The organism is Variovorax sp. LjRoot175 (assembly GCF_964253805.1).
Lineage (GTDB): Bacteria > Pseudomonadota > Gammaproteobacteria > Burkholderiales > Burkholderiaceae_C > Variovorax.
Map to the genome: position 1 here is coordinate 2,623,354 of NZ_CAXURY020000001.1, position 25,630 is coordinate 2,648,983.

The 25,630-nt window shown below is 66.4% G+C and carries 23 protein-coding genes and 1 tRNA gene; 11 read left to right on the forward strand and 13 right to left on the reverse strand.

The window, feature by feature from the left end:
- The first annotated feature begins 31 nt into the window (after positions 1-31).
- A complete protein-coding gene (gene hrpA / locus ACSQ89_RS13140) occupies positions 32-3,907 on the forward strand; it encodes an ATP-dependent RNA helicase HrpA (protein ID WP_436290551.1) in 3,876 nt (1,291 codons plus the stop codon).
- Positions 3,908-3,965: 58 nt separating this feature from the next.
- On the opposite strand, the gene ACSQ89_RS13145 is transcribed toward hrpA, so the two are convergent.
- The 6 genes from ACSQ89_RS13145 to lptF all read right to left on the reverse strand — a co-directional run bounded on the left by ACSQ89_RS13145 (position 3,966) and on the right by lptF (position 8,976).
- Positions 3,966-4,124: a DUF3309 family protein gene (locus ACSQ89_RS13145; RefSeq protein ID WP_093107595.1), complete on the reverse strand. Its 159-nt coding sequence runs from the start codon at positions 4,122-4,124 to the stop codon at positions 3,966-3,968.
- Positions 4,125-4,233: 109 nt separating this feature from the next.
- The gene (locus ACSQ89_RS13150) at positions 4,234-5,394 is read right to left on the reverse strand and encodes a pyridoxal phosphate-dependent aminotransferase (protein WP_436290473.1); all 1,161 of its coding nucleotides are present in this window, start codon (positions 5,392-5,394) and stop codon (positions 4,234-4,236) included.
- Entirely contained in the window at positions 5,391-6,332 is a 942-nt protein-coding gene (locus ACSQ89_RS13155) for a CysB family HTH-type transcriptional regulator (RefSeq protein ID WP_093107591.1), read from the reverse strand. The genes ACSQ89_RS13150 and ACSQ89_RS13155 overlap by 4 nt, the downstream gene beginning before the upstream one ends.
- Before the next feature lie 63 nt (positions 6,333-6,395).
- Positions 6,396-6,764, reverse strand: coding sequence for a sirohydrochlorin chelatase (locus tag ACSQ89_RS13160; protein WP_093107589.1), 369 nt, complete (start codon positions 6,762-6,764; stop codon positions 6,396-6,398).
- Between the two features lie 8 nt (positions 6,765-6,772).
- On the reverse strand, positions 6,773-7,882 hold the full coding sequence (gene lptG, locus ACSQ89_RS13165) for an LPS export ABC transporter permease LptG (protein ID WP_093107587.1): 1,110 nt from the start codon (positions 7,880-7,882) through the stop codon (positions 6,773-6,775).
- Entirely contained in the window at positions 7,879-8,976 is a 1,098-nt protein-coding gene (gene lptF, locus ACSQ89_RS13170) for an LPS export ABC transporter permease LptF (RefSeq protein WP_093107585.1), read from the reverse strand. Before lptF ends, lptG begins: the two co-directional genes overlap by 4 nt.
- A 21-nt stretch (positions 8,977-8,997) precedes the next feature.
- Here lptF and ACSQ89_RS13175 point away from each other — a divergent pair, with 21 nt between their 5' ends.
- The 4 genes from ACSQ89_RS13175 to ACSQ89_RS13190 all read left to right on the forward strand — a co-directional run bounded on the left by ACSQ89_RS13175 (position 8,998) and on the right by ACSQ89_RS13190 (position 12,679).
- On the forward strand, positions 8,998-10,500 hold the full coding sequence (locus ACSQ89_RS13175; protein ID WP_436290472.1) for a leucyl aminopeptidase: 1,503 nt from the start codon (positions 8,998-9,000) through the stop codon (positions 10,498-10,500).
- Positions 10,497-10,934 (forward strand): DNA polymerase III subunit chi, encoded by a 438-nt coding sequence (locus ACSQ89_RS13180; RefSeq protein WP_093107581.1) that lies wholly within the window; start codon positions 10,497-10,499, stop codon positions 10,932-10,934. The genes ACSQ89_RS13175 and ACSQ89_RS13180 overlap by 4 nt, the downstream gene beginning before the upstream one ends.
- On the forward strand, positions 10,934-11,341 hold the full coding sequence (locus tag ACSQ89_RS13185; protein ID WP_436290471.1) for a hypothetical protein: 408 nt from the start codon (positions 10,934-10,936) through the stop codon (positions 11,339-11,341). Before ACSQ89_RS13180 ends, ACSQ89_RS13185 begins: the two co-directional genes overlap by 1 nt.
- 123 nt (positions 11,342-11,464) lie before the next feature.
- Positions 11,465-12,679 carry a branched-chain amino acid ABC transporter substrate-binding protein gene (locus ACSQ89_RS13190; RefSeq protein ID WP_436296198.1) on the forward strand — a complete coding sequence of 405 codons (1,215 nt, stop codon included), beginning with the start codon at positions 11,465-11,467 and terminating at the stop codon, positions 12,677-12,679.
- Between the two features lie 44 nt (positions 12,680-12,723).
- On the opposite strand, the gene ACSQ89_RS13195 is transcribed toward ACSQ89_RS13190, so the two are convergent.
- The 5 genes from ACSQ89_RS13195 to ACSQ89_RS13215 form a co-directional block, all read right to left on the reverse strand.
- The gene (locus ACSQ89_RS13195; RefSeq protein WP_093107575.1) at positions 12,724-13,104 is read right to left on the reverse strand and encodes a response regulator; all 381 of its coding nucleotides are present in this window, start codon (positions 13,102-13,104) and stop codon (positions 12,724-12,726) included.
- A gap of 134 nt (positions 13,105-13,238) precedes the next feature.
- A complete protein-coding gene (locus ACSQ89_RS13200; RefSeq protein ID WP_093107573.1) occupies positions 13,239-13,535 on the reverse strand; it encodes a hypothetical protein in 297 nt (98 codons plus the stop codon).
- A gap of 140 nt (positions 13,536-13,675) precedes the next feature.
- A tRNA-Ser gene (locus tag ACSQ89_RS13205) sits at positions 13,676-13,766 on the reverse strand.
- 36 nt (positions 13,767-13,802) lie between these two features.
- Positions 13,803-14,732: an SPFH domain-containing protein gene (locus ACSQ89_RS13210; RefSeq protein ID WP_093107571.1), complete on the reverse strand. Its 930-nt coding sequence runs from the start codon at positions 14,730-14,732 to the stop codon at positions 13,803-13,805.
- A gap of 30 nt (positions 14,733-14,762) precedes the next feature.
- Positions 14,763-15,188, reverse strand: a complete 426-nt coding sequence (locus tag ACSQ89_RS13215; protein ID WP_093107569.1) for an NfeD family protein — start codon at positions 15,186-15,188, stop codon at positions 14,763-14,765.
- 110 nt (positions 15,189-15,298) lie between these two features.
- Here ACSQ89_RS13215 and ACSQ89_RS13220 point away from each other — a divergent pair, with 110 nt between their 5' ends.
- Both ACSQ89_RS13220 and ACSQ89_RS13225 read left to right on the forward strand, forming a co-directional pair.
- Complete coding sequence (locus tag ACSQ89_RS13220; RefSeq protein ID WP_093107567.1) at positions 15,299-17,596, forward strand: arginine/lysine/ornithine decarboxylase; 2,298 nt, start codon at positions 15,299-15,301, stop codon at positions 17,594-17,596.
- Positions 17,597-17,716: 120 nt separating this feature from the next.
- Positions 17,717-18,274, forward strand: a complete 558-nt coding sequence (locus ACSQ89_RS13225; RefSeq protein WP_093107565.1) for a fasciclin domain-containing protein — start codon at positions 17,717-17,719, stop codon at positions 18,272-18,274.
- A gap of 24 nt (positions 18,275-18,298) precedes the next feature.
- On the opposite strand, the gene ACSQ89_RS13230 is transcribed toward ACSQ89_RS13225, so the two are convergent.
- Both ACSQ89_RS13230 and fabI read right to left on the reverse strand, forming a co-directional pair.
- Positions 18,299-19,216, reverse strand: coding sequence for a DNA ligase (locus tag ACSQ89_RS13230; RefSeq protein ID WP_436290469.1), 918 nt, complete (start codon positions 19,214-19,216; stop codon positions 18,299-18,301).
- Between the two features lie 82 nt (positions 19,217-19,298).
- Positions 19,299-20,093, reverse strand: a complete 795-nt coding sequence (gene fabI / locus ACSQ89_RS13235) for an enoyl-ACP reductase FabI (RefSeq protein WP_093107561.1) — start codon at positions 20,091-20,093, stop codon at positions 19,299-19,301.
- Positions 20,094-20,130: 37 nt separating this feature from the next.
- On the opposite strand from fabI, the gene ACSQ89_RS13240 reads away from it, so the two are divergent.
- From ACSQ89_RS13240 to ACSQ89_RS13255, 4 genes are read left to right on the forward strand one after another with little or no spacing between them, the layout of a single operon-like run.
- On the forward strand, positions 20,131-21,927 hold the full coding sequence (locus ACSQ89_RS13240) for an extracellular solute-binding protein (protein ID WP_436290468.1): 1,797 nt from the start codon (positions 20,131-20,133) through the stop codon (positions 21,925-21,927).
- A 9-nt stretch (positions 21,928-21,936) separates the two neighbouring features.
- A complete protein-coding gene (locus ACSQ89_RS13245) occupies positions 21,937-22,971 on the forward strand; it encodes a microcin C ABC transporter permease YejB (RefSeq protein WP_093107557.1) in 1,035 nt (344 codons plus the stop codon).
- Between the two features lie 10 nt (positions 22,972-22,981).
- The gene (locus tag ACSQ89_RS13250; protein WP_436290467.1) at positions 22,982-24,007 is read left to right on the forward strand and encodes an ABC transporter permease; all 1,026 of its coding nucleotides are present in this window, start codon (positions 22,982-22,984) and stop codon (positions 24,005-24,007) included.
- Positions 24,004-25,626 (forward strand): ABC transporter ATP-binding protein, encoded by a 1,623-nt coding sequence (locus tag ACSQ89_RS13255; RefSeq protein ID WP_436290466.1) that lies wholly within the window; start codon positions 24,004-24,006, stop codon positions 25,624-25,626. Before ACSQ89_RS13250 ends, ACSQ89_RS13255 begins: the two co-directional genes overlap by 4 nt.
- The last annotated feature ends 4 nt before the right edge of the window (positions 25,627-25,630 follow it).

Consider the following 25,630-nt stretch of genomic DNA (forward strand, 5'->3'; position numbering starts at 1 on the left):
CCTGCCGGTGTCGGCCCGGCGCGACGAAATCATGGCCGCCATCGAGGCGAACCAGGTCGTGATCGTCTGCGGCGAGACGGGTTCGGGCAAGACCACGCAGTTGCCCAAGATCGCGCTGGCCCTGGGTCGGGGCAAGCTCAATGCGCCCCCTGGCAAGGGCCGCCTGATCGGCCACACGCAGCCGCGGCGCATCGCCGCATCGTCGGTGGCCAAGCGCATCGCCGAGGAGCTCAAGACGCCGCTGGGCGAGGTGGTCGGCTTCAAGGTGCGTTTCCAGGACCGGCTGGCGCGCGACGCCTCGGTCAAGCTGATGACCGACGGCATCCTGCTGGCCGAGACGCAGACCGATCCGCTGCTCAAGGCCTACGACACGCTGATCATCGACGAGGCGCACGAGCGCTCGCTGAACATCGATTTCCTGCTCGGCTACCTGCGCGAAATCCTGCCGCGGCGGCCGGATCTCAAGATCATCGTGACCTCGGCCACCATCGATGCGGACCGGTTCGCGCAGCATTTCGCGTCGGCCCGCCCGGCGCCGGGCCGCCCCAAGGCGGGCGCGGCCCCCTCGGGGGGCAGCGACGACGCGCAGCGCGGAGCGTGGGGGCCAATGACTCCTGCGCCCACGATCATGGTTTCGGGCCGGATGTTCCCGGTGGAGCAGCGCTACCGCCCCTTCGAGGAGTCGCGCGACTACGACCTCACCAATGCCATCGCCGACGGCGTCGACGAGCTCTGGCGCGATCCGCACAACGCCGGCGACATCCTGGTCTTCCTGCCCGGCGAACGCGAGATCCGCGAGGCCGCCGACCACCTGCGCAAGCATCTGAGCCATCAGCCGCTGATGCGCAGCGCCGAGGTGCTGCCGTTGTTCGCACGCCTGTCGCAGGCCGAGCAGGACCGCATCTTCGACGGCCACACCGGTCGCCGCATCGTGCTGGCCACCAACGTCGCCGAGACCTCGCTGACGGTGCCGGGCATCCGCTACGTGATCGATGCCGGTACCGCGCGCGTCAAGCGCTACAGCTTCCGCAGCAAGGTGGAACAGCTGCTGGTCGAGCCGATCAGCCAGGCCGCGGCCAACCAGCGTGCGGGGCGCTGCGGCCGGGTCGCCGACGGCATCTGCATCCGGCTCTACGACGAGAAGGATTTCGTAGGCCGACCGCGCTTCACCGATCCGGAGATCCTGCGCTCCTCGCTGGCCGGCGTGATCCTGCGCATGAAGTCGCTGCGGCTGGGCGACGTCGAGCGCTTTCCTTTTCTCGAAGCGCCCCAGCGGCGCGCGATCGCCGACGGCTACCAGCTGCTCAACGAGCTCGGCGCGGTCGACGACGCGAACGAGCTCACGCCGATGGGGGCCGAATTGGCCAGGCTGCCGCTCGATCCGCGGGTCGGCCGCATGATCCTGGAGGCACGCACGCGCGGCGCGCTCGAAGAGGTGCTGGTGATCGCGAGCGCGCTGTCGGTGCAGGACGTGCGCGATCGGCCGATGGAGGCGCAGCAGCAGGCCGACCAGGCGCATGCGAAGTTCGACGACGAGAAGAGCGAGTTCAGCGGGTATCTGCGGTTATGGAAGTGGATCAACGACGCGCGCGGCGGCCATGGCGACACCCACAAGCTCAGCAACCGCCAGTACGAATCGCTGCTCCGGCAAAACTTCATCAACGTGCGCCGCGTGCGCGAGTGGCGCGACATCCATTCGCAATTGCTCACGGTAGTCACCGAGCACAAGTGGCGCATCAACAGCGAGCCGGCGGGCTACGAACCGCTCCACCTTTCGATGCTCTCCGGCCTGCTCGGCAACATCGGCTGGAAGCTGGAGGACCCTTCGACAGGCTCAGGACAGGCTTCGGAGTACCTCGGCGCGCGCGGCATCAAGTTCTACCGCCATCCCGGCGCGCATCTGAAGAAGAAACCCGGCCGCTGGATCGTCGTGGCCGAGCTGGTCGAAACCACGCGCCTCTTCGGCCGCGGCATCGCGAACATCGAGCCGCAGTGGCTGGAACAGGTCGCGGGCCACCTGCTCAAGAAGCAGCTGCTCGACCCGCACTGGGAGAAGAAGGGCGCGCAGGTCGCGGCGCTGGAGCGCGCCACGCTCTACGGGCTGGTGGTCTACAGCGGGCGGCGCGTGGACTTCAGCAAGGTCGACCCGGTGGCCGCGCGCGAGATCTTCATCCGCGAGGCGCTGGTCGGCGGGCAGTGGGAAAGCAAGCTGCCTTTTCTCGCCGCCAACCGCAAGCTGGTGCGCGAGGTCGAGGGCCTCGAGCACAAGTCGCGCCGGCAGGACGTGCTGGTCGACGACGAGCTGATCTACGCCTTCTACGACGCCCAGCTGCCGCCCGATGTGTCGAGCGGCCTCGTTTTCGAGAGCTGGTACCGGCAAGCGTCGAGGGAGCAGCCGCGGCTGCTGTTCCTGACGCGCGAGGAGCTGATGCGGCACACGGCCGCCGGCATCACGACCCAGTCCTTTCCGCCGACGATCCGGCTGGGCGGCGTCGATTGCGCCGCGACCTACCTGCACGAGCCCGGCGATGCCAAGGATGGATTGACGGTCACCGTGCCGCTCTTCGTGTTGAACCAGGTCAGCGAGGAACGCTGCGAATGGCTGGTGAGCGGCATGCTGAAGGACAAGGTGCAGGCGCTGCTGAAGAGCCTGCCGCAGAAGCCGCGCGCCCGCCTAGTGCCCTTGCCCGATTCGGCCGCGCGCCTCGCGGAGCAGCTGGCCGCACCCGAGGTCTTCGGCCACGGTTCGCTGACCGATGCGCTGCTGAAACGCGTGCGCGAACAGACCAGCCTCGACGTGAAGCGGACCGACTTCAAGCTCGACATGCTGCCGCCGCACCTGTTCATGAACCTGCGCGTGGTCGACGAGCACGGCCGCCAGCTCGGCATGGGGCGCAGCCTCGGCGCGCTGAAGGCGGAGCTGGGCGCGCAGGCGCGCGGCGCGTTCCAGGCGCTGGCGGGACTCAACGTCAAGGCGTCCGTCGAGAAGCCCGATGCACCTGCGCCGGCCGAGAACAAGGCCGCGGCCAAGGCGCCGGCGGCGCCCGCGCTGCCGGCAGGCCAGCGCTACACGGCATGGACCTTCGGCGAGCTGCCGGAGCTGATGGAAGTGCGGCGCGGCGCGCAGTCGCTGATCGGCTTTCCGGCCCTGGTCGACGGCGGCGACGCGGTGACGATCGAGGTCTTCGACGAACCGGCGGTGGCCGCCGCGAAGCATCGTGCCGGCCTGCGCCGCCTGTTCGCACTGCAGCAGAAGGATGCGCTCAAGTACCTCGAGAAGAACATCCCCGACCTGCAGAAGATGGCGGTCGCCTACATGCCGCTCGGCACGGCGGAGGAACTGCGCGCCCAGATCGTCGACGTGGCGCTCGAGCGGGCCTTTCTGCAGGAGCCGCTGCCGGCCGACGAGGCGGCGTTCAAGCAGCGCGTGGACGAGGGCCGCGGGCGGCTCACGCTGATCGCCAACGAGGTCGCGCGGCTGGCTGGCACCATCCTTGCCGAGTACACGCTCGCCGTGCGCAAGATCAAGGACACGAAGATCCAGCCCGCCGCCACGGCCGACGCGGCGCAGCAATTGCAGCGCCTGGTCGGCAAGCGCTTCATCGCCGACACGCCCTGGCCGCGGCTTGCGCACTTCGCGCGCTACCTCAAGGCCATCACCCTGAGGCTCGACAAGCTGCGGGCCGACCCGGCGCGGGATGCAGAGCGGCTCGCGGAGCTGCGGCCGCAGGAGCAGCGCTACTGGCGCCTCCTGGCCGAGCGCAAGGGCGCGCTCGACGAACGCATGAGCGAGTTCCGCTGGCTGCTCGAGGAGTTGCGCGTGAGCTTCTTCGCGCAGGAGCTGCGCACGCCCCAGCCGGTCAGCGTCAAGCGGCTCGACAAGCTGTGGGTGCAACTCGAAAGCTGAGCGCGGACCCCAAAAAAAGCCCGCCGAAGCGGGCTTTGCTTTCAAGCGTTCGTGCCACCTATATGCGCCCCATGAGGAGCAGCACGATCACCACCAGCAGCACCAGACCCAGGCCGCCGCTCGGGCCATAGCCCCAGCTGCGGCTGTAGCCCCAGCTCGGCAACGCGCCGACCAGGAGCAGGATCAGAACGATCAGCAGGATCATTGAGAGCGACATGGATTTCTCCTAGGTCTTTTGTATGGAGGAGTCCATGCTCGGCATCGGCAGGCGAATCCATCGCCGGAAGGCGCGCCCTCCGGCGGTCAGGACTCTCCTACCGTTCGTGTCAGAGCCGCGCCAGTCGGTCGATGGCTGTCTGGAGCGTCTCGTCCTTCTTGGCGAAGCAGAAGCGCACCACGCGCTGGTCGAAACCGTCGGCATAGAAGGCCGAGAGCGGAATCGCGGCGACGCCGATCTCGCTCGTGAGCCACTGGCAGAAGTCGGACTCGCCGAGGTCGCTGACCTCGCTGATGTCCACGCACTGGAAGTAGGTGCCGGCGCTGGGCAGCAGCTTGAGCCGCGTCCTGGCCAGGCCGGCCGCGAACAGGTCGCGCTTGTGCTGGTAGAAGGCCGGCAGTTCGAGGTAGGGCGCGGGATCGGCCATGTAGCTTGCCAGCGCATGCTGCATCGGCGTGTTCACGGTGAACACGTTGAACTGGTGCACCTTGCGGAACTCGGCGCTGAGCGCCGCTGGCGCGGCCACGTAGCCGACCTTCCAGCCGGTCACGTGGTAGGTCTTGCCGAAGCTGCTGACAATGAAGGTGCGCGCCGCGAGGCCCGGGAAACGCGCCGCGCTTTCGTGGCGCGCGCCGGCGTAGACCATGTGCTCGTAGACCTCGTCGCTGATCACCAGCACGTCGGTGGGCGCGAGCAGTTCCTCGAGGCGGCGCATCTCCGCTTCGGTCCACACGGTGGCGCTGGGGTTGTGCGGCGTGTTGACGATGATGGCGCGCGTGCGCGGCGTGATCGCGGCCGCGATCTTGTCGAAGTCGGGGCGGAAGCTGCCGGGCGTGAGCGGCACGCGCACCACGGTGCCGCCGGCCAGGTCGATGTTGGGCGCGTAGCTGTCGTAGCAGGGCTCGAGCACGATCACCTCGTCGCCCGCGTGCACCACCGCGAGGATCGCCGTGATGATCGCTTGCGTTGCGCCGGCGGTGATGGTGATCTCAGTGTTCGGGTCGTAGCCGTGCCCGTAGAGCGTCGAGATCTTCGCCGCGATCGCTTCGCGCAGGGCGGGGATGCCGGGCATCGGCGGGTACTGGTTGTGGCCGGCCGCCATCGCGCGGGTGACGGCTTCGAGCAGCTTCGGGTCGCAGTCGAAATCCGGAAAACCCTGGCCGAGGTTCACTGCCTTCTTCTCGGCGGCGAGCGCCGACATCACGGTGAAGATGGTCGTGCCGACGGTAGGCAGCTTGGTCTTGACGTCGGGGGTGCGGGCGATGCTCACAGCTCGTAGTCCTGGTGATGACCGCTCAAGGCCTTGGCGATCAGGTTGCGATCGAGCCGGTCGGAGAGCAGCTCGGCGAATTTGAAGACGAAGTTGCGCAGGTAGGCGCTGCGCTTGAATGCGACGCGTGCGATGTTGGTGCCGAACACATGGCCCATCGGCCGCACCACGAGATCGGCATTGGAATCGTCGCGCACCGCCATCTCGGCCACGATGCCGACGCCGAGACCGAGCCGCACATAGGTCTTGATGACGTCGGAGTCGATGGCCTCGAGCGCGATGCGCGGCGTGAGCTTCTTGTGCGCGAACGCATGGTCGATGCGCGTGCGGCCGGTGAAGGAAGGGTGGTAGGTGATGATCGGCTCGGCCGCGATGTCCTCGAGCGAGATGCGCTCCTTGCTCGCGAGCGGATGCTCCTTGGGCAGCACGAGCACGTGCTGCCATTCGTAGCAGGGGATGGTCACGAGATCGGCGTAGTCGGACAGCGATTCGGTCGCGATGCCGATCTCCGCGATCTCGTCGATCACCATTCGCGCCACCTGGTCGGGCGAGCCCTGGTGCAGGCTCACGTTGACCTTGGGATAGGCCTCGCGCAGCTTCGCCACCGGCACCGGGAGCACGTAGCGCGCCTGCGTGTGCGTGGTGGCGATCGAAAGCGTGCCGCTGTCCTGGGCGCTGAACTGCTCGCCGATGCGCTTGAGGTTGCCGACCTCGCGCATGATCAGTTCGATGCTTGCGAGCACATGCTGGCCGGGTTCGGTCACGCGCTTGAGGCGCTTGCCGTGGCGCGCGAAGATTTCCACGCCCAGTTCTTCCTCGAGTTCGATGATGGCCTTGGACACACCGGGCTGCGAGGTGTGAAGCGCCTTGGCCGCTTCAGTCAGATTGAGGTTGCGCCGAACCGCTTCCTGCACGAATTTGAACTGGTGAAGATTCATAACAAATTCCGTCTTAATTCGGAATTCATTATGCCTTCGATGTCTATCGAAAGCACCGCAAGTTCAGGATTTGAGTGCCACGCGAGCCAGCAGATCGATCACTTCCGGCTCTTCGCCGACGGCCTGCGCGAGCGAGAAGACGACCCCCGGATGCAAGGCACGCAGCGCGTCGAGCAAGCCGGGCAGGTCTTCGCGCAGATGCTTTCCCATGCCGAGAAAGAGCGGCACCACGCGGATGGCGCCGGCCCCGCCGGCGATCAGCTCTGCCGCCGCGGTGCGCAGGTCCGGCGCCACCAATTCGAGGTAGGCGCAGGCGACACGGGCCGAGGGATCGAGCGCCGCGACGCGACGCGCCACGGCCTCCACCGGCGCACGCCAGCGCTCGTCGCGCGAGCCGTGCGCAAAGAGAACGATGCCTGTCGCGGCCGTCATCAGGGCCGCTACCGCCGCAGCACCAGCCAGCTGAAAGCGGCCAGCGACATCACCGTGTAGATCAGGCCGGGCGCCGCCGCCGTGATCCAGGGCCACCAGTTGCTGAGGTTGCCCAGGTAGCCGAACACGTTGTTCAACAGGAAAAAGCTGATGCCGATCATCACGCCGCCGAACACGTAGGCCGTGATGCCGGCCTGGCGGAAATGCAGGTAAGCGAAGGGCAGGGCGAGCACCACCATCACGAGGCAGGACAGCGGATAGAACACCTTGCGCCAGAACTCGATCTCGTAGCGCTGCGCGGTCTGGCCGTTGGCGTTGAGATGCTGGATGTATTCGAACAGGTCGAGCGTGCGCATGCGGTCCGGACGCAGCAGGGCGACCGACACCATCTCGCGCGTGAGCGAGCTCGGCCAGTCCAGCGCCGCAATCTTGGTGGTGACGATGCGAGCCCGGTCTGCCGCGTTGCGCGTGTCGTACTGCTGCCGTTCGACGCCGAAGAGCGCCCAATGGCCATCCAGGATGCGCGCGAAGGATGCGGTGGTCTGCGAGGTCACGAAGCCGTTGCCGTCGAACTCGAAGATGCGCGGATCCTTCAGCGTGCCGTCGCGCGCCATCGAGACCACGTTGACCGCGTAGGACATGTCGCCCTGCTTTTCCTTCAGCCAGGCGCCCGTGTTGCCCGCGAGCGTGAAGACGCCCTGGTAGCGCGACTTGAGCAGCTGGGCAGTCCGGTCCGAAGCCGGCGAGACATAGTCGCCGACAGCGAAGGTCAGGAACACGAAGCCAAGTCCCAGCAGCAGCAGCGTGCGCAGCGCGCGCCAGGGCCCGAGACCGCTGGTGCGCAGGATCGTGTATTCGGAGCTCTGCGCGAGCCGCGCCATCACGAAGATGGTGCCGATCAGCACGGTGATCGGCAGCAGCTCGTACAGGTGGCTCGGGATCAGCAGCGTCACGAAGACCAGGGCCTGGGCGGCCCCGTAGGCGCCGCTCCCCGGCTTGCCGATCGACTGCAGTTCGTCGACGAAGTCGAAGAAGAAGAACAGGCTCAGGAAGCCGAGGGTGACGAAGGCCACGGCCTTCAGCACCTCCACGTAGATCAGTCGACGGATGGTTTTCACGCGTGGGGTGGCGTTGCGGGCCGCAGGCGCGGGCGGCCCCAGTTGAAGTGTCGCTTGGCAAGCCAGAGCAGGCCGAGCAGCAGCGCGCCGCCGTGCAGCGCCAGCATGAAGCCGCCCATGCTGTAGCGGCCGGAGCCCACCCAGTTCTGGCCGAGATTGAGCATGTTGTAGTAGAGGACGAAAGCGAACAACGCGAAGAGCAGATTGCCGCTGCGGCCCACGCGCGGATTCACACTCGTCAGGGTCAGCGCCAGCAGCACGAAATTGATGGCCGCGAGCATCATGCCGATGCGCCAGGCCAGTTCGCCGCGATTGGCCGTATTCGGTTCCCGCAGCAGGGTCAGCGTGGTGCGGGTGCGCACCGGGCTCGTGTCCGTCGAGACCCCCTCGTCGCCGCCGACTTTGGCGCCGTAGGTGTCGAACTCGCTGATCTTGAGCTCCAGCCCATCCAATGTCCGCGAGACGCGCTGGCCATTGCTGAGCATGAGGTAGCGCGCTTCTCCGATGTCTTCCATGCGGCCGCTGCGGGCCGATGTGATGATCTGCATGTTGCGCTCGATCGAGGAGATGAAAACGTTCGTGGCGGTGGCGCCATCCGGCGTGTCCTTGTCGATGAAGAACACGCGGTTGCGCCCGGCCGACTCGCGGAACTCGCCGGGCGACACGCGCTCGATGTCGCCGCGGCGCTGGTACTGTTCGCGCATCCCCTGGGTCTGCGAGTTGGCCCATGGCCAGCCGACCAGCGCGAACACGGCGATCAGCAGCAGCACCGGCCAGGCGAAGCGGAACAGCGGCAGCGCGAAATCCGCCAGGCCGCGCCCGCTCGAGAACCAGATCACCATCTCGCTGTCGCGGTACATGCGCGACAGGGTGCCGACGATCGAGATGAACAGGCTGAGGCTCAGGATCGTCGGCATGTAGCCGAGCACCGTGTAGGCCATCACGAGGAAGACCTCGGACGGATTGACGCTGCCCCGCGATGCCAGTCCGAGCGTGCGGATCAGCATCATGGTCATCACGATGGTGGCCAGAACCACGAGGGTGGCGCCGAAGCTGCGGGACAGCTCCTTGCGTAAAGAGGAATGGAATAACATCGTCGAGGGAAAAAAAGGATTATGGACTTTCAACTCAAGACCCTCTCCACCGCTCAGGCTGCCGCCGAAAAAGCCGATGTGCTGATCGTGCTCGTTGCCGCCGGCACCACCCCCTCCAAGGATGCCATCGCCACATTGATCGCGGAGGCTCGCAAGGCCGGCGACCTCCCCGACAAGGCCGGCAAGCTGCTGGCGCTGTACCGCCCGGCGCACGTCGCGGCGCCGCGCGTGGTGCTGGCTTCGGTGGGCGACGGCAAGCCTGCGTCGGTGCGCGCCGGTGTGCTTGCCGCGGTCAATGCGGCCAAGTCCGGCGACCCCAGGCGCGTCCTCATCGTCTTCGCGCAGGCCGCGGACGCTGCCGGTCTGCGCTGCGCGATCGCCGCGGCCGCCGACGCGAGCTACGTCTACACGACCTCCAAGTCCAAGGCCGAGCCGCGCTCGATCCGCTACCTGGGCTTCGGCGTCACGGAGGCGGGGCCGCTGCGAGAAGCTTTCGACGAGGCCACGGCCATGGTCGCGGGCATCGAACTGGCCAAGGAGTGGGGCAATCGGCCCGGCAACTATTGCACCCCCTCGCTGCTGGCCGATGCGGCGCGCAAGCTGGCCGCGCTGCCGTGCGTGAAGTGCGAAGTGCTGGGCCCGAAGGAAGTGGAGAAGCTCGGCATGGGGGCGTTCAGCGCGGTCGCGCAGGGATCGGCCGAACCCTTGCGCTTCATCGTGCTGCGCTACCAGGGCGCGCCCAAGGATGAGGCGCCGGTGGTCCTGGTCGGCAAGGGCATCACCTTCGACACCGGCGGCGTTTCGCTCAAGCCGGCGGCCGAGATGGACGAGATGAAGTTCGACATGTGCGGCGCCGCGAGCGTGCTCGGCGTGTTCCGCGCGCTCGGCGACATCCAGCCCGCCCTCAACGTGGTCGGGCTGATTCCGTCGTGCGAGAACATGAACGACGGCCGCGCGGTCAAGCCCGGCGACGTCGTCACCAGCATGAGCGGCCAGACCATCGAGGTGCTTAACACCGATGCCGAAGGCCGTCTGATCCTGTGCGACGCGCTGAACTATGCCAAGCGCTTCGAGCCGGCTGCGGTGATCGACATCGCCACCCTGACCGGCGCTTGCGTGATCGCGCTGGGCGGCGTGCGCAGCGGTCTCTTTGCCAGCGACGACACGTTGGCCGCTGCGCTCGAAGCCGCCGGCGAAGAAGCGCAGGACCGTTGCTGGCGGATGCCGCTGGACGAGGACTACGCCGAGGGCCTCAAGAGCAATTTCGCCGACGTGGCCAACATCGCCGGCCGCGCGGGCGGGGCGATCACCGCCGCCAAGTTCCTGCAGCGCTTCGCGGGCGATTTCCAATGGGCCCACCTGGACATTGCGGGCACGGCCTGGAAGAGCGGTGCGGCCAAGGGCGCGACGGGGCGGCCGGTCGGGCTGCTGCTGACCTATTTGCTGGAGCGGGCCCGCAAGGCGGCCGTGAAGACAGCGCCGCGCAAGTCCCGCAAGAGCGCCAAGACCCGGTCGGCAACGTGACCGAGATCGACTTCCACTTCAACACGCCGGACAAGGTGAACTACGCCTGCCGGCTGCTGCGCAAGGCCGTGGGCGCGCGCGGCGCGCGTGTGGTGGTGGTGGCTGATCCCCAGTTGCTGGATGCGGTCGACCTGGCCCTGTGGACCTTTGCGCCGGCCGAGTTCATCGCCCATTGCCGCAGCGACGGCGAGCCGCACACGGTGGCGCGTTCGCCGGTCGTGCTGGCCGAAAGCGGCGCTGCGCCGCTGCCGCATCAGCAGGTGCTGGTGAACCTGGGTGCGGAACTGCCCGCTGGTTTCGAACGCTTCGAGCGCTTGATCGACATCGTGAGCGCCGACGACGCCGACCGGCTCGCGGGCCGCAAGCGCTGGCGGCACTACGCGGAACGCGGCTATGCGATCCAGCGCCATGACTTTGCCGGGAGTACCGCCTGATGCAGCGCACCCCTCCGCGTTTCGTGCCCACGCTGACGACCGTGCTGGAGCTGCCGCCCGAGCCTGCGCCCGGTGCCGAGCCCCTGCCGGAGCCGGTCGCACCTGCAGTGCCCGAGCCCTCGCAAGCGGTCGCGCTGGACCCCCAGGCGCTGCTGTCGGAGGCCGACGCCTTCCGGCTCGAAGAGCAGTTGCTGCACCGCGTGTTGCAGCGCATCGACCTGTCGCTCGAGGAGCGCGTGAGCGACGCCGTGTCAGTTGCCGTTCAGCAGCAGCTCGACACCATGATCCCGCGTTTGCGCGGCGAAATAGAGACCGTGCTGCGTGCTTTGGTGAGCGAAGCGCTGGCCCAGGAGCTTTCTGACAACACAGGGTCTACGCCAGCATTTGGCGCACAAAGCTTGGGCTAAACTGCGCGCCAGGTCGAAAGCGCGGGGGCGCTACGGGTCCTGCGGCGCGGAACTTGCTGAGTCTTCGCACGCGGATCGATAGACCGCTATGTACTCTTATTTATCAATGTTCTGGAGGTTCCCATGCAATTGAAATGGACTGCGGTCGCACTGGCTGCTCTCACGCTCGTGGCTTGCGGCAAGAAGGAAGAAGCAGCTGCGCCCGCCGCGCCCGCACCGACTGCAGCGGCACCCGCGCCTGCCGCACCTCCGGCGGATGCACTGGTGGTCAAGATCGGTCACGTGGGCCCCACGAGCGGCGCCATTGCCCACCTCGGCAAGGACAACGAATTCGGCGCGCGCATGGCCATCGAAGACCTCAATGCCAAGGGCCTCAAGATCGGTGACAAGGTTGCCAAGTTCGAACTGCTGGCAGAAGACGACGCGGGTGACCCGAAGCAGGGCACCGCAGTGGCCCAGAAGCTGGTCGACAGCAAGGTCAACGGCGTGGTTGGCCACCTGAACTCGGGCACCTCGATCCCTGCTTCCAAGCTGTACAGCGATGCGGGCATTCCGCAGGTCTCGCCTTCGGCAACCAACCCCAAGTACACCCGCCAGGGCTTCAAGACCACCTTCCGCGTGGTGGCTGACGACACGCAACTCGGCGGCACGCTGGGCAAGTACGCGGTCGAAACGCTGAAGGGCAAGAACATCGCCGTGATCGACGACCGTACCGCTTACGGCCAGGGCGTGGCGGAAGAGTTCGAGAAGGCCGCCAAGGCCGCCGGCGGCAACATCGTCGGCCACGAGTTCACGACCGACAAGTCGACCGACTTCAACGCCATCCTGACCAAGCTCAAGGGTGCCAAGCCCGACGTGCTGTTCTTCGGCGGCATGGACGCGGTGGGCGGCCCGATGCTCAAGGAGGTCAAGCAGCTCGGCATGAACGTCAAGTTCATGGGCGGCGACGGCCTGTGCACCGGCGAACTGGCCAAGCTGGCCGGCGATGCGATCGGCGAGGAAATGGTCGTTTGCGCTGAAGCAGGCGGTGTCGAAGGCGACTTCAAGCAGCCGCTCGAAGACTTCAAGACCAAGTTCAAGACCAAGAACGGCGTCGAAGTGCAGATCTACGCGCCGTACGTCTACGACGCGGTCAACGTGCTGGCCGAAGCGATGGTCAAGGCCGGTTCTTCCGACCCGGCCAAGTACCTGCCCGAACTCGGCAAGGTCCAGTACAAGGGCGTGACCGGCCCGATCGCCTTCGACGAAAAGGGCGACATCAAGAACGGTGCACTGACGCTCTACACCTACAAGGGTGGTGCGCGTACGCAGATCGCCGTGGTGCGCGGAGCGAGCTGAGAAGCCCGATTGCCAGAATAAAAAAGGGCCTTCGGGCCCTTTTTTCATGCTGTCGAGCGGCTGGCATCGTTGCAGTAGTCGAAGAAGGCATCGAGCTCCTTCGACTTGTCGAACACGGCGTCCGCACCGAGCGCCATGCAGCGTGCGCGGATGTCCGCGTTGACGTAATTGCTGAGGACCACGGCGCGCTGTAGTGGCGTGCGCTCCCTGCAGTTGCGCAGCACGCCCAGGCCGGAGCCCTCCTTGAGGAACAGGTCCACGATCAACAACTGCCATTCGCTCGCATGGGAGGCCAGCCAATCGGTCGCGTCCTTCTCGGTCTCGGCCGCGCCGACGATCCGGGCATGCGCCAGATCCTCCAGGGCCGGAATCAGGTTGTCCCGGATGGTCCTGTTGTCTTCGACGAGGAAGGTGAAGAGGGCCATGTGGTTTCCGGGTTTCCGGGCTGTGGGAATGCCAGCCTAGCGCGGGAGGCCTGCCGGGTTCCTAGCGACAGCCGCCAACTCATTGCGTAGGAGAAAGCAGACGGACGCTCGACTGCCAACCGCGAGCGAATGCATCAGCCGGCGTCGCGCTCTCGTTCGGTACGCTTCTCGATCTCCTCCGCCAAGGTGGCGTTGACTTCGGCGAGCGTCTCGGCCGACTCGGCCAGCTTCTTTTCAAGCTGGCCGGTGTGCTCGATGGCCTGTGCGACGTCGCCCACCTGCACTTCGTCCGGAAGCTCCTGTTCCAGCACCGTGTTGATGACGGCCAGGTCGTCGGATGCGCGCTGCACCTCGGCAGCCACCGCTTCGGTCTTGTCCAGGGCCTGATCGAGCGGCGCTGCGGCCCGATCCGGTTTGCTTTGTCCGGCCATCCGAGCTCCTTCTCTGGGGATGGAAAAAAGTAAGGCGATGGTACTCTGTCGCCCGACGACCCCCAAACGAAAAAGCCCCGGGTACGGGGCTTTCACGACGACTCCCATGTGCGATGGGAGGGAACTGGATCGGTTTTTCCTGGCGGAGCAGGCGGGATTCGAACCCGCGGAGGGCTATTAACCCTCACACGCTTTCCAGGCGTGCGACTTAAACCGCTCATCCACCGCTCCGAAGCCCGCCATTGTAGCAGCGGGGACGAATCGATCTCAGGCGGTGCCCGATGTCTTTCCGGCCTGCACCATGCGCATCGCCGAGGCGATGAGCGCCGCGGTCTCGGTCATGTTGCTCGGCACGATCAGCGTGGTCGTGGCGTCGGCCGCGACCTTGCCGTAGGCATCGACCGCGCGCTCGGCCACCTTGAGCTGCACGGCCTGTTCGCCGCCCGGCTGCCGGATCGCGGCCGCCACGCGCTCGATGGCGCCGGCGGTCGCCTGGGCCACCGCGGTGATGGCTGCCGCCTCGCCCTGCGCGTTGTTGATCTGCGCCTGCTTCTCGCCCTCGGAGCGAGCGATGAAGGCTTCGCGTTCGCCGGTGGCGATGTTGATCTGCTCCTGGCGGCGGCCTTCGGAGGCCGCGATCAGCGCCCGCTTTTCGCGCTCGGCCGTGATCTGGCGCTGCATGGCCTGGAGGATTTCCTTGGGCGGCGTCAGGTCCTTGATCTCGTAGCGCAGCACCTTCACGCCCCAGTTCAGCGCGGCCTCGTCGATGGCGGCCACGACCTGGGCGTTGATGATGTCGCGCTCCTCGAAGGTCTTGTCGAGCTCGAGCTTGCCGATCACGCTGCGCAGCGAGGTCTGCGCGAGCTGGGTGACGGCCACGATGTAATTGGACGAGCCGTAGCTCGCGCGCATCGGGTCGGTCACCTGGAAGTACAGGATGCCGTCGACCTGCAGCTGCGTGTTGTCGCGCGTGATGCAGATCTGGCTCGGCACGTCGAGCGGGATTTCCTTCAGGCTGTGCTTGTAGGCCACCTTGTCGATGAAGGGGATCAGGAAGTTGGGCCCGGGGGTCATCGTGTTGTGGTACTTGCCCAGGCGCTCGCGCACCCAGGCGTTTTGCTGCGGCACGAACTTGATCGACTGGCTGATGACGATGATCGCGATGACCAGGATGACGAGGGGGACTGCGAGTTCCATGAATGCTTCCTTTTCGGTTCTTGCTTCTTGTCAGATCTTGTCGACGACCAGGCGGCTGCCGACCACCTCGGCCACGCGGTGCTCGCCGATCGACGGCGTGCTTCCGGCGCGAGGCACCACGGTCCATTGCGCGCCGCGGTAGCGCACGGTGGCGGTGCCGTCGGGATTCCAGGCGTCGACGTAGACGCTCTCGCCGATATCCAGGTTGACGTCGCGGTTGGCGGCGGTCGGCGGCTCGGCCGGCCGCCGACGGCGGATGATGTGCCAGATGAGCACGGCCCCCACCCCCACCACCGCCGCGACCACCAGCTGGGTGGTCAGGCTGGCGCCCGCATGGGCCGCCACCGCCGCCGCAGCGAAGCCCGCGCTCAACAGCAGCAGGTAGACCGTGCCGGAGAGCAGCTCCAGCACGATGGCCCCTCCCGCAATCAACCACCAGACGGTGGAACTCGCCATGACGACTCCTCTCTTTATTGAAGGCACGACATTCTGAGTCAAAAGCCGATCAATTCCTTCATCTGAATTCCGTACACTTCGCGCCTATTTGCCAGTCCGGAGCCGCGCTCATGAAATTCCGCTTTCCCATCGTCATCATCGACGAGGACTTCCGCTCCGAGAACAGCTCGGGGCTCAGCATCCGCGCCCTGGCGCAGGCTTTCGAGAAAGAAGGCTTCGAGGTGCTGGGCGTCACGAGCTACGGCGACTTGAGCCAGTTCGCCCAGCAGCAAAGCCGCGCCAGCGCCTTCATCCTGTCGATCGACGACGAGGAGTTCACCGTCGGCCCCGACCTCGACCCGGCCGTGCTGAACCTGCGCAACTTCATCGGCGAGGTGCGGCGCAAGAACGCCGACGTGCCGATCTACATCTACGGCGAGACCAAGACCTCGCGCCACATCCCGAACGACATCCTGCGCGAGCTGCACGGTTTCATCCACATGTTCGAGGACACGCCGGAGTTCGTGGCCCGCCACATCATCCGCGAAGCCAAGAGCTACCTCGAAGGCGTGCAGCCGCCGTTCTTCAAGGCGCTGATCGACTACGCGGAGGACGGCTCGTACTCCTGGCATTGCCCGGGCCACTCGGGCGGCGTGGCCTTCCTGAAGAGCCCGGTGGGCCAGATGTTCCACCAGTTCTTCGGCGAGAACATGCTGCGCGCCGACGTCTGCAACGCAGTCGAGGAACTCGGCCAGCTGCTGGACCACACCGGCCCGGTGGCGGCCAGCGAGCGCAATGCGGCGCGCATCTTCAATGCCGATCACTGCTTCTTCGTGACCAACGGCACCAGCACCAGCAACAAGATGGTGTGGCACCACACGGTGGCGCCCGACGACGTGGTGGTGGTCGACCGCAACTGCCACAAGTCGGTGCTGCACGCGATCATCATGACGGGCGCTATTCCCGTCTTCATGAAGCCGACGCGCAACCACTTCGGCATCATCGGCCCGATCCCGCGGAGCGAATTCGAGCCGTCGGCCATCAAGGCCAAGATCCGCGCCAATCCGCTGCTCTCGCACGTGGATGCCGACCGGGTCAAGCCGCGCGTGATGACGCTCACGCAATCGACCTACGACGGCGTGATCTACAACACCGAAACCATCAAGGGCATGCTCGACGGCTACGTCGATACGCTGCACTTCGACGAGGCCTGGTTGCCGCACGCAGCCTTCCACCCGTTCTACGGCGCCTACCACGCCATGGGCAAGCGGCGCGTGCGTCCCAAGGAGTCGCTGGTGTTCGCGACGCAGTCGACCCACAAGCTCCTGGCCGGCATCAGCCAGGCCAGCCACGTGCTGGTGCAGGATTCGCAGAACCGCGCGCTCGACCGCGACCTCTTCAACGAGGCCTACCTGATGCATTCGTCGACCAGCCCGCAGTACGCGATCATCGCCAGCTGCGACGTCGCGGCCGCGATGATGGAGCCGCCCGGCGGCACCGCGCTGGTGGAAGAGAGCATTCTCGAAGCGCTGGACTTCCGCCGCGCGATGCGCAAGGTCGAAGCCGAGTTCGGCGCGGACGAGTGGTGGTTCAAGGTCTGGGGACCCGAGAAGCTGGTCGAAGAGGGCATCGGCCGCGCGAGCGACTGGATCATGGAAGGCGAATCGCGCACCGGCACGAACGGGAAGAACGGTTCGCGCAATTGGCACGGCTTCGGCAAGCTGGCCGACGGTTTCAACATGCTTGACCCGATCAAGTCGACCATCGTGACGCCGGGCCTGGACCTGCAGGGCAAGTTTGCCGAGACCGGCATTCCCGCCAGCATCGTCACCAAGTTCCTGGCCGAGCATGGCGTGATTGTCGAGAAGACGGGGCTCTACAGCTTCTTCATCATGTTCACCATCGGCATCACCAAGGGCCGCTGGAACACGCTGCTCACGGCGCTGCAGCAGTTCAAGGACGACTACGCGCGCAACCAGCCGATGTGGCGCATCCTGCCCGAGTTCTGCCAGCAGCATCCGGGCTACGAGCGCCTCGGCCTGCGCGACCTGTGCCAGCACGTCCACCAGCTCTACGCGCGCTACGACGTCGCGCGCCTCACGACCGAGATGTACCTGAGTGACCTGACGCCGGCGATGAAGCCGAGCGACGCCTACGCGCACATCGCGCACCGCAAGACCGAGCGCGTGGAGATCGACGAGCTCGAAGGCCGCATCACCACCAGCCTGATCACGCCGTACCCGCCGGGCATTCCGCTCCTGATCCCGGGCGAGGTCTTCAACAAGAAGATCGTCGACTACCTCAAGTTCGCGCGGCAGTTCAATACCGAGTGCCCAGGCTTCGAGACCGACATCCACGGCCTGGTGGCGCGCGTCGACGAGAACGGCAAGAAGCGCTACTACGCGGACTGCGTCCGCAACGCCGACTGAAGAAGGATCAGCCACGGCGCAGGATTGCGCGCGGTGCTTTGAATCCGCTTCGGCGAGCTCCTCGTATTGGTTGCAGCCGTCGCGCTTTCTGCGGCGGCTTCAATCCCAGAGGAGCTATTCATGAACCGTAGATTCCATCGCCTTGCATCCCTCACCCTGGCTGTCACGATGGCCGCTGCAGCGGCCTCGGCCGTCGCGCAGGTCATGGTCGGCGGCGCGCCGATGTTCGCCACCAAGGACATCATCGACAACGCCGTCAACTCGAAGGACCACACCACCCTGGTTGCGGCCGTCAAGGCCGCCGGCCTGGTCGAGACCCTCAAGGGTCCGGGTCCGTTCACGGTGTTCGCGCCGACCAATACGGCCTTCGCCGCCTTGCCCGCCGGCACGGTCGACACGCTGCTCAAGCCCGAGAACAAGGGCAAGCTCACGGCCGTCCTGACCTACCACGTGGTACCCGGCAGGCTGGACGCCGCCGCGCTCGGCGGGCAGATCATGGACGGCAAGGGCATGGCCACGCTCAAGACCGCCGCCGGCGGCACGCTGACGGCCAAGGCGAGCGGCGGCAAGATCATGGTCGGCGACGAGAACGGCGGCTGGGCCACCGTGAGCACGGCCGACGTGTACCAATCCAATGGCGTGATCCACGTCGTCGACAAGGTGCTGCTGCCCAAGTAAGGCAGCAGCACGCGGGAGCCTCGATCAGGACGAGGACGCGAGGTCTTCCCGCACCCGCAGAAAGCGCGCGAACCTCGGCAGGCCGCCGGGGCTCGTGCCGTTGTAGCGGTAGTTCACCCAGCTGCCGACGGCCGGCGGGTCGTTGCGCTGGGCATCGCTGAAGCCGCTGCCGAGCCTGAAGCGCTTGCCCTCGGGCGTCTCGACCAGCAGCGCGCCCATTCGGCCCGCATGCTTGCCGCGGCCGGGAACATGCGCCAGCACGCGCGCATCCGCATCGTCGTAGGGCTTGAGCTTGAGCAGATCGCTGTTGCGTTCGGCACGGTAGAGCGAAGCTCCCCGGTGCAGCATCAAGCCCTCGCCGCCCATGCGCACCGTCTTGTCGAGCAGCGCCTGCAGCGACTCGTGCGTCGTCGCGCGCTGCTGCGGGACCGGCACCAGCCAGGGCGCATCCGTGATCGGCAGCAGCTTTCGCAAGACGGCGAGACGGGCCGTGAAGTCGCCGGGCTGGGCCGGCAGATCGAAGACCATGAAGTGCAGCTCGTGCCATGCCGCGTCGTTCGGCGTCTGGCTGCGCACCGTGGACACTGCCTGCGCGAAGCGGCCGCGGCCGGCCCACAGTTCGCCGTCCATCGGCACGGCGGGCAGCGAGGCGGTGAACCAGGCCGGCGCGACGATGCGTTCGCCGCCGCGCGTCCAGAGCTGCTTGCCGTCCCAGTAGCCGCGCACGCCGTCGTACTTCTCGCTGACCCAATGGTCGTCGAGTGGCATGCCGCGGCGGTACACCTCGGCGAGCATCAGCGTCGGGGCCGCTGTGTCGCGCGCCAAGGCCCCGGACGGGGCTGACAAGGTGCATGTGGCGGCCACGGCGCCGAGCAGGAGCGCTCGGCGCGACAGCTCGGCAGGCGCCTGCAAGGCGAGGCCTGAATGAATGCGAAAACTCATGATCGACTCCCCGCCATGTTTTATTGACAAGCCGGGGGATTATGAGAGGTGCTGCCGGCGGCCTGCGCCGGTTGGACCAGGCTCAGCCCGCGGCCGGTTCGGCGATGCCGCCGACGACGTGGCTGAAGCCGCCGTCGACATAGGTGATCTCGGCCGTCACGCCGCTGGCGAGATCGCTCATCAGGAAGGCGGCCACGTTGCCCACTTCCTCGATGGTCACGTTGCGGCGGATCGGCGACACCTCGGCCACCACCGAGAGGATCTTGCCGAAGCCCTTGATGCCGCTGGCCGCCAGCGTCTTGATCGGGCCGGCGCTGATGCCGTTCACGCGCATGCCCTTGGGGCCCAGCGACTCGGCGAGGTAGCGCACCGAGGCCTCGAGCGAGGCCTTGGCCAGGCCCATGGTGTTGTAGTTGGGCAGCACGCGCAGCGCGCCCAGGTAGGTCAGCGTGAGCAGCGCCGACTTGTCGTTGAGATAGGGCAGGGCCGCCTTGGCCATTGCCGGGAAGCTGTAGGCGCTGATGTCGTGCGCGACCTTGAAGGCGTCGCGCGACAGGCCGTCGAGAAAATCGCCCGCGATCGCTTCGCGTGGCGCGAAGCCGATGCTGTGGACGAACCCGTCGAAGGTGGGCCAGGTCTGCGAGAGATCGGCGAAGAGCTTGGCGATCTGGGCATCGTCGCCCACGTCGCAGTCGAAGACGAGCTTCGAATCGAAATCGGCCGCAAACTCGGTGATGCGATCCTTGAAGCGCTCGCCGACGTAGCTGAACGCGAGTTCGGCGCCCTGTTGATGGCAGGCCTTGGCGATGCCGTAGGCGATGGAACGGTTGCTCAGCACGCCCGTGATCAGGAATTTTTTGCCGGAAAGAAAGCCCATAAAGCGACCTCGTGAAAATCTTGTGCAGAATTCTCGCATGCGAGCTTGGCTGCTTCTGGTGTTGGCGCTCTCGGCAGCCCCCTCGTGGGCGGCCCATGCGTACGCGCAGTTCGGGGACGTCAAGTACGCGCCGGGTTTCACGCATTTCAGCTATGTGAACCCGAATGCGCCCAAGGGCGGCGAGATCCGCATGGTGCCGCCGACGCGGCCCACCAACTTCGACAAGTTCAATCCGTTCACGCTCAAAGGCACGGCGCCATCAGGCCTCGGCAACCTGATGTTCGAGAGCCTCTTGACCGGCAACTCGGAGGAGCCGACCACGGCCTACGGCCTGCTGGCCGAGGACGTCGAGGTGGCGCCCGACAAGCGGTCCGCCACCTTCCGCCTTCATCCCAAAGCGCGTTTCAACGACGGTTCGCCGGTGCTCGCGGCCGATGTGGTGCACTCCTTCACCACGCTCACGGGGCCGCTGGCGGCACCCCAATTCCGCACGATCTACGCCGAGGTGAAGAGCGCCACGGGCATCGGCGAGCGCACGGTGCGCTTCGACTTCGCGAGCCCCAATCCCGAGCTGCCGTTGGTCGTGGGCGGAATGGCGGTATTCAGCCGTGCCTGGGGCGCCGGCAAGCCTTTCGACCAGGTCACGACCGAGGTGCCGATTGCGTCGGGGCCGTACAAGATCTCTAACCCGCGCATGGGCCGCGACATCACCTACACGCGCGACCCGAACTATTGGGGGGCTGAGCTTCCGGTGCGCAAGGGCTTCTTCAACTTCGACCGCGTCACCTTCAAGATCTACCTGGACGACACCTCGCGCTTCGAAGGGCTGAAGGCGGGCGAGTTCGACTTCATGCGCGAGTTCACCTCACGCAACTGGGCGCGCCAGTACACGGGCAAGCAGTTCACGTCCGGCGAGATCCGAAAGCGTGCGTTCGAGAACCAGAACCCGGGCGACTTTCAGGGCTATGTGTTCAATGTCCGCAACCCGAAGTTCAAGGACATTCGCGTGCGACAGGCCATCGGACTCGCCTTTGATTTCGAGTGGCTCAACAAGCAGCTCTTCTACGGCCTGTACAAGCGCGTGCAGGGCTACTACCCGAACAGCGAGTTCCATGCCGAAGGGCTCCCCAAGCCGGACGAACTGGCGCTGCTCGAGCCGCTGCGCAGCAAGCTGCGGCCCGAAGTCTTTGGGCCGGCCGTGATCTCGCCGAGTACCGCGCCACCCGGCAGCCTGCGCGAGAACCTGCGCAGCGCGCGCACGCTGCTGGCCGAGGCCGGCTGGACCTACCGCGACGGTGCCCTGCGCAACGACAAGAACGAGGTCTTCACCATCGAGTTTCTGAACGACCAGCCTTCGCTGATCCGCGTCGTGACGCCGTTGCAGACGGCCTTGCTGAAGCTCGGCATCCAGATGAGCTTTCGCACGGTGGACTTTTCCCTCTCGCAGCAGCGCATGGACAACTTCGACTTCGAGATGACCTCGGTGCGGCTGCCCGGAACCACGGCGCCGGGCGGCGAGCTGCTGGAATTCTTCGGCTCCAAGGCGGCCGCTACCCACGGCTCCTCGAACATCTGGGGCATCGCCGATCCCGCGGTCGATGCGCTGCTGCAGAAGGTGGTCGGCGCCACCACGCGGCCCGAATTGAGCGCCGCGATGCGTTCGCTCGACCGCGTGCTCTCGCACGGCTACTACTCGGTGCCGCAGTACTACGGCGACGCCTTCCTGATCGGCTACCGGCCCCGGCCCTTCGTGCTGCCGGATGTGATCCCGCCTTACTACCAAGCCGATGCCTGGGCCATGAGCACCTGGTGGGCATCGCCTGCCAACAAGTGAAGCCGTCATATGGCCAGCTACATCCTGAAACGCCTGCTGCTGATGGTGCCCACGCTCTTCGGCGTGCTGCTGCTGACCTTCGTCACGGTGCAGTTCGTGCCGGGCGGCCCGGTCGAGCAGATGGTGGCGCAGCTGCAGGGCCGCGACTCGGGCGGCGAACGCGCAGCCAGTTCCGGCGCGGGCTACCGCGGCCGCCAAGGTCTGGACGAAAAGCGCATCGAGGAGATCAAGAAGCTCTACGGCTTCGACAAACCGCCCGCCGAGCGTTTCTGGCTGATGCTCAAGTCCTTCGCGCGCTTCGATCTGGGCACCAGCTTCTACCAGCACAAGGATGTGTGGGAACTGGTCAAGGAGAAGCTGCCCGTCTCCATCAGTCTGGGTCTGTGGACCTTCTTCATCAGCTACCTCATCGCAGTCCCGCTCGGCGTGGCGAAGGCCGTGCGGGCCGGCTCGCGATTCGATTTCGTCACCACCTTGATCGTGCTGATCGGCTATGCCATTCCGGGCTTCGTGCTCGGCGTGGCGCTGCTGGTGGTCTTCGGCGGGCAGCTGCAGTGGTTCCCGCTGCGCGGCCTGACCTCGCCCAACTGGGACAGCCTGAGCTGGGGCGCCAAGGCGATTGACTACCTGTGGCACATCGCGCTGCCCGTGACGGCGATGGTGCTCGGCAGCTTTGCCGTGACAGCGATGCTGACCAAGAACTCCTTCCTCGAGGAAATCCGCAAGCAGTACGTGCTGACCGCGCGCGCCAAGGGCCTGGCCGAGCGCCAAGTGCTGTGGAAGCACGTGTTTCGCAATGCACTGATTCCGATCATCACCGGCTTCCCGGCCGCCTTCATCGGCGCTTTCTTCACCGGCTCGCTGCTGATCGAGACGCTGTTCTCGCTCGACGGGCTCGGCCTCCTGAGCTACGAGAGCGTGATCCGGCGCGACTACCCGGTCGTGCTCGGCACGCTCTATCTCTTCACGCTGATCGGGCTGGTGACCAAGCTGATTTCCGATCTCTGCTACGTCCTGGTCGATCCGAGGGTGAAGTTTGACTAACAGCAGCCCCGTGACCATTTCGCCCGGCCGCCGGGCCTGGATGCGCTTCAAGCGCAACAAGCTCGGCTTCTGGAGCCTCGTGCTCTTCACCGTCCTGGTGGTGCTGAGCCTGTTCGCCGAACTGCTTTCGACCGACAAGCCGCTGGTGGTGCGCTACGAAGGGCAGACCTACTTCCCGGTGCTGCGCGACTACTCCGAAAAGACCTTCGGCGGCGACTTCGAGACGCCAGCCGACTACCTCGATCCCTTCATCCGCGAGCGCATCACACAAGGCGGCAACTGGGCGATTTACGCGCCCAACCCCTACGGCCCCAAGACGCTCAACTACTTCGCGAAATCGCCGAACCCGGCCGCGCCTTCCAGTGAAAACTTTTTCGGCAGCGACGATCGCGGCCGCGACCTGCTGGCCCAGCTGATCTACGGCTTCCGCGTGAGCGTGCTGTTCGCGCTGGCGCTGACCGTCATCGGCGTCGTGCTGGGCATCGTCACGGGCGCGATCCAGGGCTTCTTCGGCGGCAAGACCGACCTCGCGTTCCAGCGCTTCATCGAGATCTGGGGCTCGATGCCGGAGCTGTATCTGCTGATCATCTTCAGCGCCGTGTTCGCCCCCAGCGTCGCGCTGCTGCTGATCCTCCTGAGCCTGTTCGGCTGGATGGGCCTGTCGGACTACGTGCGCGCCGAGTTCCTGCGCAACCGGCAGATGGACTACGTGCGCGCCGCACGCGCGCTCGGCGTCGGCAATCTGCAGATCATGTGGCGCCACATCCTGCCCAACAGCATGGTGCCGGTCGTCACCTTCCTGCCGTTTCGCATGAGCGCGGCGATCCTGGCGCTCACCTCGCTCGACTTCCTGGGCCTCGGCGTGCCGCCGGGAACGCCCTCGCTCGGCGAACTGCTGAGCCAGGGCAAGGCCAACATCGATGCCTGGTGGATTTCGCTCTCCACCTTCGGCGTGCTGGTGCTCACGCTGATGCTGCTGACCTTCATGGGCGACGCGCTGCGCGATGCGCTCGATCCGCGGAAGGCCGAAAAATGAGCCGGCCACTTCTGGACGTCCGCGGATTGCGCGTCGCCTTCGGCGGCAAGGAGGTCGTGCACGGCATCGACTTCGCCATCGCTGAAGGCGAAAAGCTGGCGCTGGTCGGCGAATCGGGTTCGGGCAAGACCGTCACGGCGCTGAGCCTGCTGCGGCTGGTGCAGAACGCCGATATCTCGGGTGCCGCAAGCTTTGCCGGCGGGGAGGGCGGAGGTGCAACACGCGAGCTGCTGTCGCTGCCGGAAGCCCGGCTGCGCGGCATCCGTGGCAAGGAGATCGCGATGATCTTCCAGGAGCCGATGACCGCGCTCAACGCGCTCTACACCGTGGGCGACCAGATCGCCGAGGTACTCGAGCTGCACGAAGGCATGCCGGCGCGCGCCGCGCAGGAAGCCGCCGTGCAGTTGCTGGCCGACACCGGCATTCCGGAACCGGCGCGGCGGGCGAGGGCGTTTCCGCACCAGCTCTCGGGCGGCCAGCGCCAGCGCGCGATGATCGCGATGGCGCTGGCCTGCAAGCCGCGCCTGCTCCTGGCCGACGAGCCGACCACCGCACTCGATGTCACGGTGCGCGCGCAGATCCTCGAACTGCTGGCCGAGTTGCAGCGCAAGCACCACATGGCCGTGCTGCTGATCACGCACGACCTCAACCTGGTGCACCGCTTCGCCGACCGCGTGGCGGTCATGGAGGACGGCCACATCGTCGAGCAGGGCGCCGTTTCGACCGTGTTCGGCGCGCCGCAGCATGCCTACACCCGCAAGCTGATCGACAGCCGGCCGACGCGCGACGTGCCGCCCGTTCCCGCGGAGGCGAAGGGTGCGCCACCGGTGCTCGAAGCCAAGGCGCTGCGCGTCAGCTATCCGGTCGCGCGGCCCGGGGTGGCCGGCTGGTTCCGCAAGGGCGAGTTCGTGGCGGTGCAGGGCGCCGATTTCCGCATTGCGCAGGGCGAGACGCTGGGTGTCGTCGGCGAATCGGGCTCGGGCAAATCCACCCTTGCGCTCGCCGCGCTCGGTCTGCTCAAGTACGGCGGAAGCCTCGGCGTTGCCGGCCAGCGCTGGAATGCCGGCGGCGCGAGCGACCGCGCGCTGCGCCGCCAGATGCAGGTCGTGTTCCAGGATCCGTTCTCGTCGCTCTCGCCGCGCATGACGGTCGAACAGATCGTCGGTGAAGGCCTGACGGTGCACGCGCCAGGCCTCGACACCGCGGCCCGGCGCACGCGCGCACTGGCCGCGCTGGCCGACGTGGGCCTGAGCGAGGCGCAGTTCCCCTCGCTGCTCGACCGCTATCCGCACGAGTTCTCGGGCGGACAGCGCCAGCGTCTGGCGATCGCGCGGGCGCTGATCGTCGACCCGAAGCTGCTGGTGCTCGACGAGCCCACCAGCGCGCTCGATGTCACGATCCAGAAACAGGTGCTGGGTCTGCTGCAGCGACTGCAGCGTGAGCGCGGCTTGAGCTATCTGCTGATCACGCACGACGTCGAGGTGATCCGCGCGATGGCGCACCAGGTCATCGTGATGAAGGACGGTGCGATCCTCGAATCGGGCGGCGTCGAGCGCGTGCTCGATGCGCCCGAACATCCCTACACGCAGAAGCTGGTCGCTGCAGCGCTGGCAGATTAGAGAA